Origin of the sequence: Micrococcus sp. M4NT, assembly GCF_033790745.1 — a bacterium.
Lineage (GTDB): Bacteria > Actinomycetota > Actinomycetes > Actinomycetales > Micrococcaceae > Micrococcus.
This window is the reverse complement of record NZ_JAMYEH010000001.1, coordinates 203875-223443: the sequence shown is the minus strand read 5'-3', so window position 1 is coordinate 223443 and position 19569 is coordinate 203875. Positions and strand designations below refer to the sequence as shown.

General features: G+C 69.3%; 19 protein-coding genes. 5 read left to right on the top strand and 14 right to left on the bottom strand.

Features of this window, described 5'->3' with window-relative positions; all coding sequences use genetic code 11:
* Positions 1 to 51 precede the first annotated feature (51 nt).
* The 10 genes from NJC10_RS01150 to NJC10_RS01105 form a co-directional block, all read right to left on the bottom strand.
* Positions 52 to 1140, bottom strand: a complete 1089-nt coding sequence (locus tag NJC10_RS01150) for a glycosyltransferase (protein WP_319074094.1) — start codon at positions 1138 to 1140, stop codon at positions 52 to 54.
* A gap of 71 nt (positions 1141 to 1211) precedes the next feature.
* Positions 1212 to 2342, bottom strand: coding sequence for a non-hydrolyzing UDP-N-acetylglucosamine 2-epimerase (gene wecB / locus NJC10_RS01145; RefSeq protein WP_319074092.1), 1131 nt, complete (start codon positions 2340 to 2342; stop codon positions 1212 to 1214).
* Between the two features lie 2 nt (positions 2343 to 2344).
* On the bottom strand, positions 2345 to 3439 hold the full coding sequence (locus NJC10_RS01140; RefSeq protein WP_319074091.1) for an NAD-dependent epimerase/dehydratase family protein: 1095 nt from the start codon (positions 3437 to 3439) through the stop codon (positions 2345 to 2347).
* Positions 3440 to 3441: 2 nt separating this feature from the next.
* Complete coding sequence (locus NJC10_RS01135) at positions 3442 to 4482, bottom strand: polysaccharide biosynthesis protein (protein ID WP_319074089.1); 1041 nt, start codon at positions 4480 to 4482, stop codon at positions 3442 to 3444.
* The gene (locus NJC10_RS01130) at positions 4479 to 5732 is read right to left on the bottom strand and encodes a glycosyltransferase family 4 protein (RefSeq protein ID WP_319074088.1); all 1254 of its coding nucleotides are present in this window, start codon (positions 5730 to 5732) and stop codon (positions 4479 to 4481) included. Before NJC10_RS01130 ends, NJC10_RS01135 begins: the two co-directional genes overlap by 4 nt.
* A complete protein-coding gene (locus tag NJC10_RS01125) occupies positions 5729 to 6775 on the bottom strand; it encodes an ATP-grasp domain-containing protein (RefSeq protein ID WP_319074087.1) in 1047 nt (348 codons plus the stop codon). The genes NJC10_RS01130 and NJC10_RS01125 overlap by 4 nt, the downstream gene beginning before the upstream one ends.
* Positions 6775 to 7845: a GNAT family N-acetyltransferase gene (locus tag NJC10_RS01120; protein WP_319074086.1), complete on the bottom strand. Its 1071-nt coding sequence runs from the start codon at positions 7843 to 7845 to the stop codon at positions 6775 to 6777. Before NJC10_RS01120 ends, NJC10_RS01125 begins: the two co-directional genes overlap by 1 nt.
* The gene (locus NJC10_RS01115; RefSeq protein WP_319074085.1) at positions 7842 to 8987 is read right to left on the bottom strand and encodes a DegT/DnrJ/EryC1/StrS family aminotransferase; all 1146 of its coding nucleotides are present in this window, start codon (positions 8985 to 8987) and stop codon (positions 7842 to 7844) included. The genes NJC10_RS01120 and NJC10_RS01115 overlap by 4 nt, the downstream gene beginning before the upstream one ends.
* A 32-nt stretch (positions 8988 to 9019) precedes the next feature.
* Positions 9020 to 10831 carry a nucleoside-diphosphate sugar epimerase/dehydratase gene (locus tag NJC10_RS01110; protein ID WP_319074084.1) on the bottom strand — a complete coding sequence of 604 codons (1812 nt, stop codon included), beginning with the start codon at positions 10829 to 10831 and terminating at the stop codon, positions 9020 to 9022.
* Between the two features lie 34 nt (positions 10832 to 10865).
* Positions 10866 to 11114: a hypothetical protein gene (locus NJC10_RS01105; protein ID WP_319074083.1), complete on the bottom strand. Its 249-nt coding sequence runs from the start codon at positions 11112 to 11114 to the stop codon at positions 10866 to 10868.
* A 248-nt stretch (positions 11115 to 11362) separates the two neighbouring features.
* On the opposite strand from NJC10_RS01105, the gene NJC10_RS01100 reads away from it, so the two are divergent.
* The 5 genes from NJC10_RS01100 (at position 11363) to NJC10_RS01080 (ending at position 16606) form a co-directional block, all read left to right on the top strand.
* Entirely contained in the window at positions 11363 to 12799 is a 1437-nt protein-coding gene (locus NJC10_RS01100) for a polysaccharide biosynthesis tyrosine autokinase (RefSeq protein ID WP_319074082.1), read from the top strand.
* Between the two features lie 72 nt (positions 12800 to 12871).
* Complete coding sequence (locus tag NJC10_RS01095) at positions 12872 to 14059, top strand: zinc-dependent alcohol dehydrogenase (RefSeq protein WP_319074081.1); 1188 nt, start codon at positions 12872 to 12874, stop codon at positions 14057 to 14059.
* On the top strand, positions 14056 to 15087 hold the full coding sequence (locus NJC10_RS01090) for an NAD-dependent epimerase/dehydratase family protein (RefSeq protein WP_319074080.1): 1032 nt from the start codon (positions 14056 to 14058) through the stop codon (positions 15085 to 15087). The genes NJC10_RS01095 and NJC10_RS01090 overlap by 4 nt, the downstream gene beginning before the upstream one ends.
* Positions 15088 to 15092: 5 nt before the next feature.
* Entirely contained in the window at positions 15093 to 15587 is a 495-nt protein-coding gene (locus tag NJC10_RS01085; RefSeq protein ID WP_319074079.1) for a transporter substrate-binding domain-containing protein, read from the top strand.
* The gene (locus tag NJC10_RS01080) at positions 15584 to 16606 is read left to right on the top strand and encodes a cation transporter (RefSeq protein WP_319074077.1); all 1023 of its coding nucleotides are present in this window, start codon (positions 15584 to 15586) and stop codon (positions 16604 to 16606) included. Before NJC10_RS01085 ends, NJC10_RS01080 begins: the two co-directional genes overlap by 4 nt.
* A 9-nt stretch (positions 16607 to 16615) precedes the next feature.
* Here NJC10_RS01080 and NJC10_RS01075 read toward each other — a convergent pair whose 3' ends face one another.
* From NJC10_RS01075 to tsaB, 4 genes are read right to left on the bottom strand one after another with little or no spacing between them, the layout of a single operon-like run.
* Positions 16616 to 17167, bottom strand: a complete 552-nt coding sequence (locus tag NJC10_RS01075; protein WP_319074076.1) for a hypothetical protein — start codon at positions 17165 to 17167, stop codon at positions 16616 to 16618.
* A gap of 41 nt (positions 17168 to 17208) precedes the next feature.
* Positions 17209 to 18300, bottom strand: coding sequence for a tRNA (adenosine(37)-N6)-threonylcarbamoyltransferase complex transferase subunit TsaD (tsaD, locus tag NJC10_RS01070; protein WP_319074075.1), 1092 nt, complete (start codon positions 18298 to 18300; stop codon positions 17209 to 17211).
* Between the two features lie 27 nt (positions 18301 to 18327).
* Positions 18328 to 18894, bottom strand: a complete 567-nt coding sequence (locus NJC10_RS01065) for a GNAT family N-acetyltransferase (protein ID WP_319074074.1) — start codon at positions 18892 to 18894, stop codon at positions 18328 to 18330.
* On the bottom strand, positions 18894 to 19565 hold the full coding sequence (gene tsaB / locus NJC10_RS01060; protein ID WP_319074072.1) for a tRNA (adenosine(37)-N6)-threonylcarbamoyltransferase complex dimerization subunit type 1 TsaB: 672 nt from the start codon (positions 19563 to 19565) through the stop codon (positions 18894 to 18896). Before tsaB ends, NJC10_RS01065 begins: the two co-directional genes overlap by 1 nt.
* Positions 19566 to 19569: the final 4 nt, after the last annotated feature.

Sequence of the window (19569 nt, the reverse complement as noted above, 5' to 3'; positions counted from 1 at the left end):
CATACCCCCGTCGCGAGAATGCGGGGCATCGGCCTGTCCGTCGGCGCCGGGTCAGTCCGCACGTGCATCCTCCAACGCCCGATCCAGCATGTCGAAGAAGTGCGGCTGGACCTGCGTGGCCCGCCACGCGTCGTATGCTCCGGCCGCGGCCTGCCGCTTGGCCGACCACTCGTCCGAACCGCGGCGCGCATAGTCCGCGATCGCTGCCGCCCACCGGGACGGTTCCTGGTTAACTAATATGACGCCGGCGCCGTGGGAGCGGATGACGGGTGTCCAGGGCGTCGTATCCGTCAGGATCAGGGGGCACCCCACCGAGAGGGCCTCGGGGATCACGTGCCCGAAGTTCTCGCCAGCCGTGGGGAGCGCCATGACGTCGAACTCCCCCAGGGTGGCGCGGATGCGCTCGTGCGGCACGGCGCCCAGGAAACGCACGCGGATGTGCGCCGGCAGGTGGGAGGCGAGGTCATGGCATTCGCGCGCGTAGTCCGGGTCCTCCTCGGGGCCGACGACGCAGAGGTCGACGGCCTCATCTACAGAGGCCAGCGCCCGCAACAGGACGTGCAGGCCCTTCTTCCGAGCGAGGCGGGACATGAAGACTATATTCAGGGGCCGTCGGCCCTCACGGGCGACGGGTCCAGGACGATCGGCGCGCAGGGGCAGACCCGTGTCGTCCTCGCGGACGATGATCCTGGCCCCCGGTCCGAACACATCCCGGATGTGCCCGGCCTCGATCGGTGTGGACGCGTGCCACAGGACTCTGGAGAAGGCCCGCGTTCGTCGGAGCATTGCCAAGAAGGTGGCTTTCTTGCGGCTCTTGATGGCCAGCGCCCCGGGGCTCAGCTCACCACGGGGCGCGATGACAAGTGCAGGCCTGTATCGAGACAGCCGGACCAGGGCTATGGTCGCGAGGGAGAACTGCGGACTGAAGAGGCTGTTGACATAGACCACGTCCGGGTCCTCCCGCAGACCACGGCGCACGGCGCGGATCCAAGCCGCAGGCCCGCGATCCACGTAGAGGACACGCGCCGTGCCCACGCGTTGCCATGTGCTGTTCTCCTCCACCAGTCGCTCCAGCCGGCCCAGATCGTGGTTGGAGGTCAGGACAAACGTCTCATGGGAGGCCGGGGCGGCGGAGAGCATCGCGGAGATCGTGCGGATGGGCCCGCCGCCCAGATAGGCGGGGGGAAAACCCGCCGTCGTGAGGAGCACTCTCACCGCCGCACCCCCTTTCTCAGGTGGTGCGTGGCCGCATTGGTGCGGATGAAGTTCACCACGCGGCGGGACGAGTCCGTGATCGTGTAGTCGTCGGGGATCGTGGGGCGCCCGTCGACGGTGAAGTCCTCGATGGTCATGCGGACCGCGTCCACGACATCCTCGGGATCCAGCCCGGTGGCGATGATGGCACCGGTGTCGATCGCCTCCGGGCGCTCGATGGCGTCCCTCAAGGTGACCGCTGGGAAGCCAAGCATGGATGACTCTTCGGAGATGGTGCCGGAATCCGAGATCACACACCGCGCATTGAGCTGCAGCTTGTTGTAGTCGTGGAAGCCCAGGGGCTCGTGCAGCCGCAGGTTGCTGTCGGCATTCAGGTGGAAGGCCTCGATCCGCTTGCGCGTTCGTGGATGGGTGGAGACCAAGAACGGCACGCCCTGGTCCTCCGCTACCGCGGCCAGGGACGCCAGGACCTTCTCCAGCCGGTCCTGGCGGTCCACGTTCTCCTCCCTGTGCACACTGGCCAGGAGGTACTCCCCGGGGGTGAGTCCCAGACGCTCGAGCACATCAGAGGCCTCGATCCGGTCACGGTACGAGGTCAGGACCTCCAGCATCGGGGAACCCATCACCAGCAGCGAGGCGGGGTGAAGGCCCTCGGCGAGAAGATTGCGCCGGGAGTGCTCCGTGTAGACCAGGTTGTAGTCGCTGACATGGTCCACCAGGTGTCGGTTGATCTCTTCTGGCACGTTGGGATCGAAGGAGCGGTTGCCCGCCTCCAGGTGGAACACCGGCACCTTCATGCGCTTGCCCATGATGGCGGATACGCAGCTGTTGGTGTCCCCCAGGACAACCATCGCGTCCGGCTTCTCCTCCAGGATCACCCTCTCCGTCCCCTTCAGGACGTCGCCTAGGACACTGCCCAGAGACGAGGTGTCCGCCTCGAGGAAGTGGTCCGGGGCGCGCAGACGGAGATCCTCGAAGAAGACGCCGTTGAGGTTGTAGTCGTAGTTCTGCCCGGTATGGACCAGCACGTGGTCCGTGTGCTTCTCCAGCCGGCGGATGACACACGCCAGGCGGATGATCTCCGGGCGCGTGCCCACCACGGTCATAACTTTCAGGCGACCGCTCATGGTCACACCACCTCAGGAATCGTGTCGGGGTTCTTGGGGTCGAAGATGTCGTTGGTCCAGAACGCGGTGTACAGCGTGTCGTCGCCCACGTTGGTGATGTTGTGCGACACGAGCGTGGGCATGTCAACGGAGACCGGGGTCTCGCCGTTTACCCGGAAAGTGTGCACGTCGGACGTCCCCAGCTTGCGCAGCGAGATCTCGGCCTCCCCTGCGAGGACCGTGAATCTCTCCACCTTGCGGCGATGGTAGTGGTCGCCGCGCGTGACCCCGGGGGCAGTGGTGGAGAACGACGTCTGACCCGATCCCCCGTGCGCGCGAACGATCTCGAAGAACGAGCCGCGGGCGTCGGCATGGCGAATGATGTCGAGCGGCAGCCCGCCGGGGTACAGGTAGGACCGGTAGGTGTTGAACAGGTCACGATCGAAGGGAGACGCCAGATCGGGGATCTCCGTACGCTCATAGACCCGTGCCATCGCGGTCAGCCGCCGGGCGAGACCGCCTACCGTCTCGTTCACCGCTAGGTCCGCCATCGCTGACACCGGCACGGTCCCGATCAGGACGTCCACCGCGTTCTGCGCATGCAGGAGGGTCAGTTCCCGATCCTGGTGGACCTGAGGCTCCTCTCCAGCGGCGATCAGATGACAGAACGTCGCTGTGACCGCGTTGTAGAAGGGGCGGCCGAACTCGCCGAACAGGTTGGGCAGGCGGACGTCGTCGTACGAGGCACCCCGGGAGGTTGCAGCACGGGACAGCATCTCCCCCGCCGCCGACTTGGCCTCACCGTACACAGAGCCGTTGGACGCTTGGACGCTGTTGGCGAAGACCACCCGGGCTGGCGCGCGGTCGACTTCGAGGAGCACGTCACACACCTGCTGCGCGAACAGCCTGTTGCCGTCTGCGACTTCTCCGTCCGTCCCTCTGTTGACCCCCGCCAGGTGAAGCAGCTGGTCGGCGCCGTCGAGAGCCGCGCGAGCCTGGGACGCGTCGAATCGCTCCCCCATCGGAATGAAGCGGACCTCATGGCCGTGGTCCTGCAGGGCAGCACGGGTATGGAGCCCCAGGAATCCATGTCCGCCGGTCATCACGTATCGCGCCATGCTCAGCGTTCCTCCACTCGAATGCCCGCCAGGTCGAGCTCCCTGCGAACGTCAGGCAAAGTCAGAAGAAGGTCCTCGACTTCGGTCACTGACAGCAGCTCCACCGTGTTGGAGTCATAGTCGTCGTATTGCGTGAGCGCCTTGTCCCCCTCGTCCACGTAGACCTTGTAGTTCAGATCCCGCGCGTCGGCACGGATCCTGAAATACTCGCCCATGTCCTCCGCGCGGGACAGCTCCTCCCGGCTGGCCAGGGCCTCCGAGAGCTTCTCGGCGTGCCGAGTACCAATGACGTCCACCTGAGCGTCCGACTGGAACAGGTTGATGACGGCCTGGGCCAGGGTGCCGATGGTGCAGGAGGGTGCCTTGCGGATGAAGAGGTCGCCCTGCCTGGCGTTCTCCCAGGCGAACTCCACGAGAGACACGGAGTCTGCCAGGGACATCATGAACCGCGTCATCTCTGGATTTGTCACCGTGAGGTTCTTGCCGGACTTGAGCTGACGGATGAAGAGGGGGATCACGGAACCGCGCGAATACATGACGTTGCCGTAGCGCACGCAGGAGACGGTGGTCGCGGCGGTCGGATTGTTGAGCCCGTGGGACAGTGCCACCTTCTCCATCAGAGCCTTGGACATGCCCATCGCGTTCACCGGGTAGACGGCCTTGTCCGTCGACAGGCACACCAGCGAGCGGACGCCGGCCTCATCGGAGGCGCGGACCACATTGCCCGACCCGTGGATGTTGGTCCGGACGGCCTCCATCGGGAAGAACTCACAGGAGGGCACCTGCTTGAGGGCGGCCGCGTGGAACACGTAGTCCACTTCCCTGACCGCGCGGCACACGCTGGTGTAGTCCCGGATGTCGCCCAGATAGAAGCGCAGACGGTCGTCGCCGAGGTCATGGCGCATCTGGTCCTGCTTGGCTTCGTCGCGGCTGAGAATACGGATCTCCGCCACGTCCTCACGTTCCAGCAGCTTCTGGGTCACGGTGTGCCCGAACGATCCGGTGCCACCGGTGATCAGGATCTTGAGTGCGGGAGAGGTCATCGGGGATCTCCATTCTTCTGCAGTCGGTGACGAGCAGAGCGGACTCGGCTGGTGCCAGCCCGCTCCAGGAGGGTTCTGAGACGCGCGTACCCTTGGTCGACTGACATGCGGGCACGATAGAAGTTCCTGGCCTGGTCACGCATGCTCTTACGCTCCTCGTCGGTCAGTTCTGCAGCACGCCGGATGGCGGCCGCCAGGTCCTTCGGGTCCTCGGGGCGAGCGGTCAGCCCGACGCCGTGATTGGAGACCAATGCGTTGACGTCCCCAGGGACGGACGTCACGACGGGAATGCCGGCTGCCATGGCTCCCTGGAACTTCGAGGGGATGGTCCCTCGGAACAGGGGCAGATCGCGCAGCGTGATGAGTTGGAAGTCAGACCTGCGATACACCTCCGCCATCTCAGTCCTCGGCACTCGTCCATGGAAGGTGATGTTGGTCAGTGCGCGTGAGCGCTCGAGCAAGCCGGGCAGCTCCGTCCCATCTCCGAAGACGTCGATGTGCACCCCAGGCAGGTCCTGCAGCATCGCGGCCGCCTCGAGGATCGTCCCCACGTCCTGGAAGACTCCGATGTTGCCGGCATAGACGAACCGCACGGGTCCGCCTTCTTCAGGGACGCGATCCACCGGCGACACCGACCTCTCGTCCGCCCAGTTCAACGAGGTGTGCAGACGGTCAGCGGGCACCCCGCGGGCAGCCAGGGTGCCGGCCATCCTCGGGGCGATGGCCACCACGTGGGAGGCCTCTCGATAGAGCCGTCCGACGAACTGCCGAAGGATCAGGTCGGCAGCGCGGACGACGACGCCGCGTCCGAGCATCCCGGATTCCGTCACCGACTCCGGCCAGAGGTCCTGGACATGCAGGACGTAGGGGGTGTCGAAGAGTTTCCTCCAGACAAGGGGGGCGACCGCCGCTGTCATGGGTGTCGCGTACACGTACACGACATCGGCCGAGCCGCCGATGCGTGTCTTCAGCAGGCTGGCAAGAGCGAACGACACGAAGTTTCCGATGCGTCGGGCGGCATGACGGTCGTGATTGATCAGGAGGGGCACACGGTGGACAACTGCTCCCTCCCACGTCTCCGTGTGACGGAGTCGCTGCCGGTAGCCGTCATAGAGCCTGCCCCCGGGACGGTTGGGATACCCGGTGACCACGTGGACATCGTGACCGTCGGCGACGAGCCTCCGGCACAGCTCGTTCACCGTGATCGCGGGCTCAGGATGGAAGAACTGACTGACGATGACGATCCTCATCCGGCGTCTTGCTCCTTCGTCGTGATGCGGACGGACTCGAACTTCGCTGAGACGACTCCGACGTCGTATGCGAGCGCTTCGGGGCTGGGCTCCAGTCCCAGGGCCTGCTGGACGTAGAGCAGGGGGACGTCGGCCCCAGCCAGATGGACGAACGGGTAGCCACCCCCAAACCGGGGGTTGATGTCGATGACCGACACCGTCCCGTTGGAGGTTACGAACATGTCGGTGTCGACGATCCCTCGCACCTCCATCAGCCGTGCCAAGTCAGCGGCTACCCTCTGGAAAGGTTCAGCGTTCGCCGACACGGCCTTGTCCGTCTCGCCCGCACGCATTCGATATTTGCGTCGAGCCAGGACACCGTGGAGGACCCCGGGAGCCTTCAGGTCACAGACCAGGTCGACGCCATACTCGTGTCCGTCGAGGCGAGGCTGGACGACGACCCGCCGACGAGGGTCACCGTCCCCTGACGGCCCTGGTGAAGTCCGGGCGCTGCGTTCCACGGCCTGATGGATGCCCTCCCCCACGGCGAACTCGACCCCCGACGAGCCCGAACCAAAGCGATGCTTGACGACCACCGGCTCCTCGTCCCGGGCGAGCACGCGGATGGCGTCCTCGTCGTCCCCAAGGACCGTCCATGGAGTGGGGATTCCATGCGACGAGAGCTCCTCGTACATCTGGTGCTTATCCGATGACGCCGAGGTCCACCGCGTCCCCACACCGGGCACCAAGACACCCCGGGTCCGGAGGCGTGCAGCGATGCCCTTGCCCAGACGCTCAATCTCGTAGTCGTTGAGCGGCACGTAGAGGTCCGGGGCCACGTCGTCGATCATGGCCCAGAATGCCTGCTCGAAGTCCGGGTCGTCATAGCGGGGAAGGAGACATCCGCGGTCTCCTGCGGAGAACGCAGCGCTGGAGGGATCCCCTTCAGCAATGACCACTTGGCCGCGAACCCCGGCTTCCGCGAAGGCGTCACGGAACCACTCGATCAGGTACAGACGGCGCCCCGCGGATCCCAGGATGACTGTCGGCTTCACCGGTGTCATCACAGTTCCTTCTTCATAGCGATCTTGGTCTCCGTCGACCGCCCCGGGTCGACGACATACCCGAGCCCTTCGTAGAGCCGGTACGCGGCCGCGTTGGCCCTTTTGGTCTCCAGAAGCAGCTGCGTCAGCCCGGCTTGACGCGCTCGCGCTTCGAGCATCTGCAGGGTCCGGCGACCGACTCCCCGGCCCTGCGCCTGCGGTCGGACGTAGATGTACAGTTCCGCCACTCCGTCAGCCTCGTCGGTCCACCCGGTCATGGCCAGCGGGGTGCCCTCCTCGATCTCGACACACACGAAGTCCTCTCGGTGCTCGTTCCGGCTGGCCCGCTGATACCAGCTGCGCATGCCGTCGAGAGTGGGCCAGAAGTCGATCGTGATGCCTGCGCGCACTGAAGGATCCCGCAGCCACTCGACCCTGTCGGACAGGTCGTCCGAGGCCAAGCGCCGCAGCGTCAGCGCATCCACTCGCGTTGGGCCGAAGAACTCACTCATCGTGGCTTGGCCCTCCTCTTGGACGCCATCTCGACGCAGCACCTTGGAGACGGTCCTGGCAATGATCTTCAGATCCAGAAGCGCGCTCATGGACGCCACGTACTGGACGTCGAGGTCGAATCGATCGTCCCAACTGAGAGCGTTCCGGCCCGAGACCTGAGCAAGTCCCGTCAGGCCGGGACGGACGCTGTGCCGAGTGCGCTGGGTGTCGGAATAGCGCCCGAGATACTTCTGCCTCAGAGGGCGCGGCCCGACGAGGCTCATGTCCCCTTTCACAACATTCCACAGTGACGGGAGCTCATCCAGGCTCGTCGATCGGAGGAGAGCACCGAACGGCGTCATCCTGTCCTCATTGGTGATCCGTCCGGCTTCCGCGTCCAGGGTGAGCATCGAACGGAACTTGTACATCGTGAACACCCGGCCGTCGCGGCCGGGCCGCGGTTGAGCGAACAGCACCGGGCGGCCCAGCTTCACCGCCACCGCAGCGGCGGTGCCGGCCATGAGAGGAGCCGTCACGACCAGCCCCAGCCCTGCCAGCGTGGCATCACCGACACGTTTGACTCGGGGGTAGAGGGTCACGATGGGTCCACCCCCCACGCCGCCGCGAGTGCGGAGAGGACCCGATCGATGGCCTCGGTGGACAGCGCGCTGCCGCTGGGCAGGGTCAGACCGGTTTCGAAGAGCCGCTGGCTGGCGCCGTTGACCAGTCTGGGGGCGTCGGCGAAGACCGGCTGCAGGTGCATGGGCTTCCACAGAGGACGGGACTCGATCGCGGCCTCGTCCAGCCGCAGCCGCAGATCGCTCACCGGCAGGGGAGCGACATCCGGGTCAATCACCAAAGAGGTGAGCCAGCAGTTGTCCCCTGTGTCGTCCGCGCCTCCGAAGATCTCCACACCTGGCACCTGAGCCACGAGATCCCGATAGCGTTCGCGCCACTCGCGGCGCCGTGCGATCATCGCGTCGAGCCGACCCAGCTGAGCGCGGCCCAGCGCAGCCAGGAGGTTGCTCAGGCGGTAGTTGTAGCCAATGTCCGTGTGCTCGTAGTGGGTGACCGGCTGACGGGCCTGCGTGGCGAGGTAGCGCACACGACCCGCCATGTCGGCGTCGTCCGTGAGGAGCATGCCGCCCCCCGATGTGGTCATGATCTTGTTCCCGTTGAAAGAGAACGCGGAGGCCCGTCCGAACCTGCCGGCAGGCGTGCCCGCATGCGAAGCACCGAGGGACTCGGCAGCGTCCGCGAAGACCGGGACCTGATGGCGCTCGGCGATCTCCATCAGGCGGGTGTAGTCGCAGGCCTTGCCGAGCAAGTCCACGGGCACCACGGCACGGGCGGGGGTACCCGCCGACTCCAGGGCCGTCAGCGCCTCTTCGAGCAGGTCAGGGTCCATGTTCCCGGTCGCCTCGACACTGTCGACGAAGTAGGGGGTGGCTCCGGTATAGACGATGGCATTCGCGGTGGCCGCGAACGTCATGGTCGACGTCACCACGATGTCCCCCGGCCCGATGCCCATGGTGAGCAGTCCCAGGTGCAGGGCGGCCGTCCCCGAGGACAATGCCACGGCGTGGCCGACGCCGATGCGCTCGGCCATCTCCGCTTCAAAGGCGTCCACGTCCGGGCCGAGCGGAGCGATCCATCCGGAGCGGATCGCGGCCACCACGGCGTCTTCTTCGGCTTGGCCCACATCCGGCGAAGACATGAGGATGCGCGTGTGGGTGGTCATCTCGCCGTTCTCCCTCGTAGAGCTGGTCAGGTTCATGCGTTGCGAGCCGGTACGTCGGACGAGGCCACTCGTGGGGTGCTGGCCCGCGTCCGCCTCAGCCACTCGTCGTAGTCCAGGGCGTCTGGCGCGAGCACGTCCACCGCGGCGTGGGAGATCTTCGGGTGGAAGGGACGGTCATCCGTCTCGCCCTGCCCGATGAGCTCCTCGTGGAGCTTCTCCCCGTGGCGGAGTCCTGTGAACGTGATAGGGACGTCCTTCCCGGACATGGCGATCATCCGCTGGGCGATGTCCAGAATCCGCACCGGCTCCCCCATATCCAGGATCATCACCTCACCTGGCCGGCCGATGGCTCCGGCCTGGATGACCAGATGGCCGGCCTCCGGGATGGTCATGAAGTATCGGGTCACCTCCGGGTGGGTGACGGTCACCGGGCCGCCCTGTTCAATCAGCCGCCGGAACGTGGGCAACATGGATCCGCGGCTGCCGATCACATTGCCAAACCTCACGGAGAGGTAGGGCCGCCCCGTCTCCCGCGCCATCCAGGCCGTGAGCTTCTCAGCCACCCGCTTGGAGTGCCCGAGGGCGGACGTGGGGTTGGCCGCCTTGTCCGTGGAGATGTTGATGAACACATCGACGCCCACCGCCCGGGCCGCCTCAAGCACGTTCAACGTGCCGAGGACGTTGGACTTCCACGCCTCCTCGGGGTACTGCTCCAGCATGGGCAGATGCTTCAGGGCTGCGGCGTGATACACCACCTCCGGGCGGCGGTCCTGGAAGATGCGGTTCAGAGCAGCCACGTCACGGATATCCGCCAAAACCACATCCTCGGTGTCCAGAAGCCCGTGGCCCACGGTCGCCAGCTGGGCGTCCTGCAGGGCGGTCTCATCCCGGTCCACCATGATCAGCTCCGCCGGGGCGTACTTCACGATCTGACGGCACAGCTCCGAGCCGATCGACCCGCCGGCGCCAGTGACGAGCACCCGCTTCCCCACAAGGTACTCGGCCGCGGTGTCCACCTGAGTGTCCACCGGCTCGCGGCCGATCAGGTCCTCGATGGACAGGTTCCGCAGGTCCTCCAGACCCACGGCGGACGTCAGCTGGCGGTCCAGCACCGGCAGCACCCGCACATGGAGGCTCAACGGGGCGGCGGCATCCGCCACCGCGCGGATGAGGCGGTTGTCGGCGGCCGCGATGGCCACGATCAGCTCGGTGGCACCCGTGCGGTCCACTGCCCTGCGCAGATCCTTGAGAGCCCCCACCACGGGGACACCCCGCACCACACGCCGCCGCAGGTCGGGGTCGTCGTCCAGGAACCCGACGGGCCGGTACTCGGACTCCGAGTCAATCTGCATCCGGCGCGCAAGAACCTCGCCCAGCATGCCTGCCCCGTAGATGAGGGTGGGGGCGGCGTCCTCGCCGGGGCCAATCCTCGCCTCCCGCCGCAGGCGATGGATGTAGCGCAGCCCCAGCATGAGGACCAGCGCAATGGGCCCCGCGATGAGCAGTAGGCTCCGCGGGACCTGCCATGCGTCCCCCACCACCAGCAACACGGCAGTGACCAGGGCCGACACGCCGATGACAAGTGCCGTCAGGCCGCGGACCTCTTCAAACGTGCCGTAGCCGTACCGCCCGCGGTAGAAGCCTACGAGGTACCCAGCCACCAGTTGCACCACCGCGGTGAGCACGACGACGCTGAGCACGCCCGCCCATCGGACCGGGCCCACGGCGAACTCAAAACGGAACAGCGTGGCAGCGGCCAGCGCCACCGCCCACACCCCGACATCGCACACGAGGGTGATCACCCAATCGTGGCGTCTCGCTGCCGTCCACGCCTTGGTTGTCATCGCCGTACTCCTTCTCTTTCCGCACCCCTCGACATCACAGAACGGTCACGTTATCCCCGGCGGAGAACATATTGCGGGTGCCGTACACGGGTACGCGGAGTGCTGCAACGGCCGAGTGGTCCACGTCGGCACGGTCGGGGGTCACTACCACGTCATAGCCCGCCTCGACCGCTCGCATGCAGACGGGCAGCCGAACATATCCCGGGCCGATGACCACCAGTTTCACCGCATGACCCCGCTTTCCCGTGCGCTGCACATCGACTCTGACGACCGACAAGGGCATCTCGCGGGATCTGTGATGACCGCTCAGCCTCGCTGAAGCGAGCGTACATCACACCCGAAATGCGGCCTGCAGTTGCCTCATCAAAGCGATGACCTCGACAACCTGACCTTGATTCCACTTGAATATCAGGTGGACGCCAATGGCGGGCCGCGGCGGCGCTACGCTGACCTGCAAGACAACGGGGTCGGTGACCCTGCCGGCCCCGCTGGCAGGGTCCTATCCGATCGGGACGGCAGACAGGGAGACGGATGCACCAGGATCAGACGGTAGATGAGACGGTGCCCATGGAGGAGGACCCGGACGGGTTCTCGCTGCGGGACGTGTTGCAGCTCCTGCGCCGCCGCTGGAAGGCCATCACGGCGCTCACACTCCTGGGCCTGGCCGTCGCCGCGGTCCTCACCGCACTCCAGCCGCTCACTTACACGGCGTCGGCCACAGCCGTGGTCAATCCAACCGTCACGGACAATCCGGCGGCCGCACTGAGCCAGGACTCGGTGGCCAAGTCCCGGGCGGTGCAGTTCGACGAGCTGGCCGGCTCAGCCCTCGTGGCCGAGCGGGCAGCTGCCATGGTGGACTTCCCCGTCTCGACCGGTCAGGCGTTGTCCGCGGTGACCACGTCCGTGCCCACCAACACGGCCCTGATCAAGGTCCGTGCCGAGTGGTCCGACCCCGCCCAGGCCGCCCAGCTCGCCGACGCCTGGGTGCAGGCACTGCAGGACCAGGTGGGCGAGCTCGACGCGGCGGACGGGCGAGATCCGCAGGTACAGATCGACCGCCTGCTCCCGGCTACAGCGCCCGCCTCCCCCACGTCACCCAACCCGCCTCTGAACCTCGTGGTGGGGGCCGTCCTGGGCCTCGCTGCGGGAGCCGCGCTTGCCCTGGCCCTGGAGGCACTGGACCGCCGCATCCGCAGCACGGAGGATCTTCAGCGCGCCGGCGTGACGCCCATCGGCGCCATCCCCAAGTCCACCAGCCTCGCGAAAGGTCAGCGCGTCCTGGAGGCGGCCGGCAGGCAGGACGCCGGTCACTTCCGGATCCGCGAGGCCTTCAACGAGCTGCGGATCAACCTGCAGTACATGAACCCGGACGACCCGCCCCGTATCATCACCGTCACCTCCACCGGCCCTGCCGACGGCAAGAGCACGGTGGCCGCGAACCTCGCCATCGCCCTGGCCCGCGCAGGCGTACCGGTCGTCTTGGTGGATGCGGACCTGCGCCGGCCCACGGTGGCCACGACTTTCGGCCTGCCCGCGGGCGCCGGCCTGAGCGATGTGGTGGTGGGGCGGGCCAGCTTCGTGGACGTGCTCCATGAGTCCGCGGACCCGCAGGGCCTCGTGATCCTGCCTGCCGGTCAGCTCCCCCCAAACCCCACCGAGCTGCTCACCTCGGCCCGGTTCAAGGAGGCCATCGAGGCACTCGCCGAGACGCACATGGTGATCGTGGACGCTCCCCCGCTGCTCGCCGTCCCGGACGCGTCCGTGGTGGCCACTCGGCTGGACGGGGCACTGCTCGTCCTGGACGCCGAGTCCACCACGCGTGATGAGCTGCGCCACGCCGTGCAGGCGCTCCAACGTGTCCACGCCCCGATCCTGGGCGCCGTGCTCAACCGCGTGGACTTCAAGGACCGATCCGGCCGGTACGCCTACTACCGCTCGGACTACACATCCCCCGCATCCACCGCCTGACCTGGGCCGACCCGCACGACCTGCGCGGGTGAGGGGTACTCGCCCCGGTGGCGGGCCTGTAGTGTCTGCACCATGCGAGCACTCACATGGCAGGGAAAGCGCAACGTCGCCGTCGAGGACGTCCCGGATCCGCGGATCCAGGAGCCCACGGACGCCATCATCAAGGTCACCTCCACGGGCATCTGCGGATCGGACCTGCACCTCTACGAGGTGCTGGGCCCGTTCATGGACGCGGGCGACGTGATCGGGCACGAGCCCATGGGCATCGTGGAGGAGGTCGGCTCGGCCGTCACCCACATCAAGCCCGGCGACCGCGTGGTCATCCCCTTCATCATCGCCTGCGGGCACTGCTGGATGTGCGAGCGCGGGCTGCAGTCCCAGTGCGAGACCACTCAGGTCCGCTCCCAGGGCTCCGGCGCGGCCCTGCTGGGCTACTCCCGCCTCTACGGCTCCGTGCCCGGCGGCCAGGCCCAGTACTTGCGGGTCCCCCACGCCGACTACGGGCCCATCAAGGTCCCCCACACCGGCCCCGACGAGCAGTGGCTGTTCCTTTCCGACGTGGTCCCCACCGCGTGGCAGGGCGTGCAGTACGCGAACGTCCCCGCCGGCGGCACGCTCGCCGTGCTGGGCCTCGGCCCCATCGGCCAGCTGGCCTCCCGCATCGGCGTGCACCTGGGGTACCGGGTGATCGGCGTGGACCCGGTGGCCGAGCGTCGCCACATGGCCGCGCGTCATGGCGTCGAGGTCATGGACATGCAGGGCTGGGGCGGCCGCGAGGTCCCGGAGCTGCTGCGCGAGGCCACCGGCGGGCGCGGTCCGGACGGCGTGGTGGACGCCGTCGGCATGGAGGCCCACGGCTCCCCCGTGGCCAAGGCCGCGCACCAGGCCGTGGGGATCCTGCCCGGCCCTGTGGGCCGGGCGGCCATGAAGACCTCCGGTGTGGACCGCCTCAACGCCCTCCACACGGCCATCGAGGCCGTCCGCCGCGGCGGCACGGTGTCCCTCTCCGGCGTGTACGGGGGCATGCAGGACCCGATGCCCATGTTGACCATGTTCGACAAGCAGATCACCCTCACCGAGGGCCAGTGCAACGTGAAGCGCTGGATCGACGACCTGCTGCCGCTCGTGGACGACCCGTCCGACCCGCTCGGCGTGCTGGACCTCACCACCCACACGGCCGCGCTCGAGGACGCCCCCCGCATGTACGACATGTTCCAGAAGAAGGAGGACGGCTGCATCAAGGTGGTCCTGCAGCCGTGAGGATCGTCGTCCTCGGCGCGACGGGCAATGTGGGCACCGCCCTGCTCGAACGCCTCCACCGGGCCCCGGAGGTCACCCGCGTCGTCGGTGTGAGCCGCCGGGGCCCGGACAGGGCGGGGCCCCCCTACGACGGCGTGGAGTGGCACCGTCTCGACATCGCCGACCCCGCCTCCGCCCCTGAGCTGGAGGAGGTTCTGCGGGGCGCCGACGCCGTCGTCGACCTCGTGTGGGTGATCCGCCCCAACCGGGACCGCGCGCACCTGCGGGCCGTGAACGTGGTGGGGAACGAGCGGGTCTTCCGGGCCGCGGCCGCCGCGGGCGTCCCCCACCTCGTCTACGCGTCCTCGGTGGGCGCGTACGGACCGGGTCCGAAGCACGTCGCCGTCGACGAGTCGCACCCGACGACGGGCGTGCCGACCTCGCACTACGCCGCCCAGAAGGCGGAAGTTGAGACGGTCCTCGACCGCGTGCAGGCAGAGAACCCCCGGATGCTCGTGACCCGGCTGCGGCCAGGCCTCATTTTCCAGGCCGCCGCCGGTCCGGAGATCAAGGACTACTTCCTCGGGGACCTCGTCCCCGGCCGGCTGGTCGCCCGGCTGCGGACGCCGCTGCTTCCCTTCCCGGCGGGCCTGCGCTTCCAGGCGCTCACCGCGCAGGACGTGGCCGAGGCCTACTGGCAGGTCATCCTGCACCGGGCGGGCGGGGCCTTCAACGTCGCCGCCGAGCCCGTGCTTGACGCCCACACGATGGGGACCGTGCTCGGCGCGCGCCGCATCCTCGAGCTGCCCGTGGGCGTGTTCCGTGCCCTCGCGGCCGCGACCTACAGCGCCCGGCTGCAGCCGACCGATCCGGGATGGATCGACATGGCCGCCGCCGTGCCGGTCATGGACACCTCCGCCCTGCGCCGGGCCACCGACTGGCGGCCCACCACGGACGCGCGGGAGGCCGTCCGCCTCGTCCTGGACCACCTCGACGGGCGGGAGGGGCTCGGCAACGCCGGGCACCGTTCCCACTCCCCCGCGGAGTGAGCGCGATGGGGATCACGCGACGTCTCGTGCTGTCCGGTCTGCTCGCCACCGCGGGCCTCGGCCTCACCGGCTGCACCTCCTCCGGCTACCCGGCCGACCCGGAGGGCACCCTCGACCGCATCACGGGCGGCGTCCTCCGCGCCGGCGCGGCCCACCACCCGCCCTACGTCGACATCACCGGAGCGGAGCCCACGGGCTCCGAGGCGGACCTCGTGCGCCGCTTCGCAAAGTCGCGCGGCGCGACAGTCGAGTGGACGCCCTCCGGCGAGGAGGCGCTCATGACGGCCCTCGAGAAGGGCGACCTGGACATCGCCGTCGGCGGCTTCACGGAGAGGTCCCCGTGGACCACCCACGCGAGCCTCACCCGACCCTACGCCGAGGTCACCGGGCCAGACGGAGAGGACGCGAAGCTCGTGATGGCGGTCCCGCTCGGGGAGAACCAGATGCTCGGGGCCCTGGAGAGGTTCCTCGACGAGCAGCCGCAGGAGGACCGAGGATGAGCCGCACCGACTCCCCCGCCGGGCGCCGATTCGGACGCACCGAGCTGCCCCCCGAGATCCAGCGCGCGGCCCATCAGGCCGTGGTCCTCGAATGGCTGACCCTCGCCTCGCTCTCGGTCACCATCGGCCTCGTGGTGCTCGTCATGGGATCCTCGCAGGCGATGAAGGCGGCCTGGATCGAGGACCTGCTCTCCCTCGTCCCGCCGATCGCCTTCCTCATCGCGCTGCGCGTCTCGCGTCGGCGTCCGCGGCGGGAGCGGCCTTACGGCGACCACCGCTCCGTGGGCGTGGGCCATCTCGTGGCCGCCGTCGCCCTGACCGCCATGGGCCTGATTCTCATCGTGGACTCCGCGATGACCCTGATCACCGGCGAGCACCCGGCGATCGGCACCCTGCAGCTCTTCGGCCACACCGTGTGGCAGGGGTGGCTCATGATGGTCGTGATGGCCCTGTCCATCCCGGCGCCCGTGATCCTCGGCCACAAGAAGCTCAAGCTCGCCGAGCAGCTCCACGACCGCGTGCTCTACGCCGACGCGGACATGAACAAGGCCGACTGGCAGACGGGCGTGGCCACCATCGTCGGCGTGGCCGGCGTGGGGCTCGGCCTGTGGTGGTTCGACTCGGCGGCCGCGATCTTCGTGGCGGTCAGCATCCTCAAGGACGGCTGGTCCAACCTCAGCCAGGCGATCGGCGTCCTCGCCGACCGGCGCGCCACCGAGATCGAGGGAAAGAAGCCGCACCCGCTCATCGACCACGCCGAGCGGGTGGCCTGGGCGCAGCCCTGGGTCCGCCACGCCGGCGCCCGCGTCCGGGACGAGGGCCACGTGTTCCACGTCGAGATGTTCGTGGTGCCCCAGCACGGGGCCGACGTCACCGTTGGCCGCTGCGCGGACTTGCGCGAGCAGATCGAGGAGCTGGACTGGAAGCTCGAGGACGTCCTGGTGATCCCGGTGGCCGAGCTGCCGGAGGAGGTCCACGGCGGCCGCTCCGGGGACGAGCAGTCCAAGGGCAGCGAGTAGGGGCGGGCCTCAGCCCAGGAAGCGGCGGAGCAGGGTCTCGTCGGTGACGCGCTGGACCTCGGCCAGGTACTCCCGGGTCTGCTCCAGCAGGCCCCGCGCCTCCTCGGCGTCGAGCCCCGGCACGTGGGGGGCCAGGCGCTCCAGGATGCGCCACATCTCGGACTGGCCCTGCAGGGCGCCGGTCAGCACGTCCAGCTCCACCTGCGTCCACCCCGAGCCCTTCGCGCGCACGGCGTTGACGGGGTTCAGCCGCCCGCCCGCGGCCGCCACGGCCCCGGCGGCCCGGTCCCGCACGGGCGTGCGGAAGCCGAGGCGGGCGATGATCTCCTCGAGCCGCTCCTGGCTGGCCTCGACGCCGTCTGCCAGGCGGGCGAGCACCGCGTGCTGGGGCGTGCCCTCCCAGGTGTCGGCGGCGGCCCGGAACGCGGGCACGCCCGGGCGGGACCCGAGCAGGTGCTGGTTGAGGTAGTCCTCCAGCATCTCCCGGTCGAGGGCGGAGGGCTGGGGGGCCGCGGCGGGCTGGGGGGCGGAGGGGTCGGAAGTCAGGGGGGTCTCGGACATGCCCTCGTGTCTACGGCAGATCCCGCTCCGTCATCAAGGGGTCAGACGCTCACCGTGGCCACCGGCTGGCCCGGATCCGCCCCGAACGCCAGGTCGGAGGGGGCGACGCCGTCGCGCACGAGACGGGCGCCGAGGGCTGCGACCATGGCGCCGTTGTCCGTGCAGAGGTTCACCGGCGGGACCGTGAGCTCGATCCCGGCGGAGCGGCAGCGGTCGGCCAGCAGCGCGCGCAGGCGGGAGTTGGCCGCCACGCCGCCGCCCAGCAGGAGGTGGGTGAGCCCGTGCTCGCGGCACGCGCGCACGGCCTTGGCCGTGATCACGTCGGCCACGGCCTCCTGGAAGGACGCGGCGATGTCCGCCCGGGGCACCTCGAGGCCGCGGGCCTCGAACTGCTCCACGGCGCGGGAGACGGCGGTCTTCAGGCCGGAGAACGACCAGTCGTGGCGGTGCGCGCCGGGCTCCTCCGCCGAGCCGACGAACTTGCCCGCCGTGAGCCCGCGCGGGAAGCGGAAGGCCTTCGGATCGCCCTCGGCGGCCATCCGGTCGATGACGGGGCCGCCCGGGTAGCCGGCGCCGATGAGGCGGGCGACCTTGTCGTAGGCCTCACCGGCGGCGTCGTCGATCGTGGAGCCGAGCAGGGTGACGTCCGCGCTGATGCGGTCCACGCGGAGGATCTCCGTGTGCCCGCCGGAGACGAGCAGGGCGCCGAGATCGGCGGGGAGGTCGTCCCACGCGGTCGGGCGCACGCCGTCCAGCATGCCGACGCCCACGTGGGCCACGAGGTGGTTGATCCCGTAGAGGGGCTTGCCCAGGGCGGCCGCGAGGGCCTTGGCTCCCGACACGCCCACCATGAGCGCGCCGGCCAGGCCCGGCCCGGACGTCACGGCGATCGCGTCGAGGTCCTCGAGGGTGACGTCCGCGGCCTCGAGGGCCCGGCGCACCGTCGGAACGAGGGCCTCGAGGTGGGCGCGCGCCGCGATCTCGGGGATGACACCGCCGAAGCGCACGTGCTCCTCGACGGAGGACGCGACCTCGTGGGCGAGCAGGGTCGTGCCGCGCACGATCCCGACGCCGGTCTCGTCGCACGAGGACTCGATGCCGAGGACGAGGGGGGCGGCGGTGGCGGTGGGCATGGGCTCCATTCTAGGGACGCGCCCGGCTCACAGCTCCTTCAGCATCACGACGGCGTCCTCGCCGCCCGGGTAGTAGCGGCGCCGCACGCGGACGTCGGCGAAGCCATGACGCGTGTAGAGGCGGCGGGCGGGGTCGTTGGACGCGCGCACCTCGAGCATGAGGCCGCGGGCGCCGCGCGCCGCGGCCTCGGCGACCATCCACCGCAGCTGCGCGCCGCCGATCCCACGTCCCTGGGCCGAGGCCACGGTGCCGATCGTCTGCACGTCGGCGACGTCTCCGGCCACCATGATCCCGCCGTAGCCGACGATGTCCCCCGGGTGCTCGCCGGCGTCGACGTCCGCGGTCTCGTCGCGCACGACCACGCGGTAGTCGCGGGTCGCGGGGCGCCCGTGCGCGTCCGCGCCGCCGGCCGGTCCCACCTGGGCGAGCTCCTCCTCATAGAAGCGGGCCGGCCACGCGTCGAGGGGGAAGAGCGCGTGCTCGTGCATCAGCACCTCGGGGATGTCCCACACGGTCATGGGCCGCAGCAGGAGGCCGGTCGGGAGGTCCACGCCGGCGCCCGCGGGCGCGGCGGCGTCGTCGTGCGCCGCCATCAGGCCCCCGCGCGCTTGCGAGGGGCGGGCACCTTGGCGTCCGACTCGCGCAGGTAGAGCGGGACGGGCGGCAGCAGGCCGCGCCCGCGCCGCAGGGCCAGCTCCGCGACGGCGCCGAGGCCCTCCGCGTCCGGCACGGCGGCGGTCCACCCGTCCACGCCCGCGAGCGCCTCCGGGTAGAGGCCGGCGCCGGCGCCGTAGGCGGGCAGCGGGGTGACCTCGGCGGGCGGCGTGACGAACGGGCCGTGCAGGAGGGTCGGCTGGCCGCCCACCTGCACGTAGTGCGCCCAGTAGACCTCGCGCCGGCGCGCGTCGGTGGCGACGACGAACTCCTCGGCGCCCCGGCGGAAGGCGTCGACGCCGGCGCGGTGGGCGAGCGCGTCGAGGCTGCGCACGCCGTGCACGGGCACGTCCCACGCGAAGCCGAGCATGGCCGCCGTCGCGAGGCCGGCGCGCAGGCCCGTGAAGGGCCCCGGGCCCACGCCGACGGCGATCCCGTCCAGGTCCGTTCCGCGCACGCCGGCCTCGGCGAGGACACGGGTGACGGCGGGGGCGAGCACCTCGGCGTGCGTCGTGGTGCGCTCCGTGGCCCAGGCCGCGCGGACCTCCCCGTCGGCGAGCACGGCCACGGAGGCGGCGGCGGACGAGTCCAGGGCGAGGAGCAGCGGCATGCCC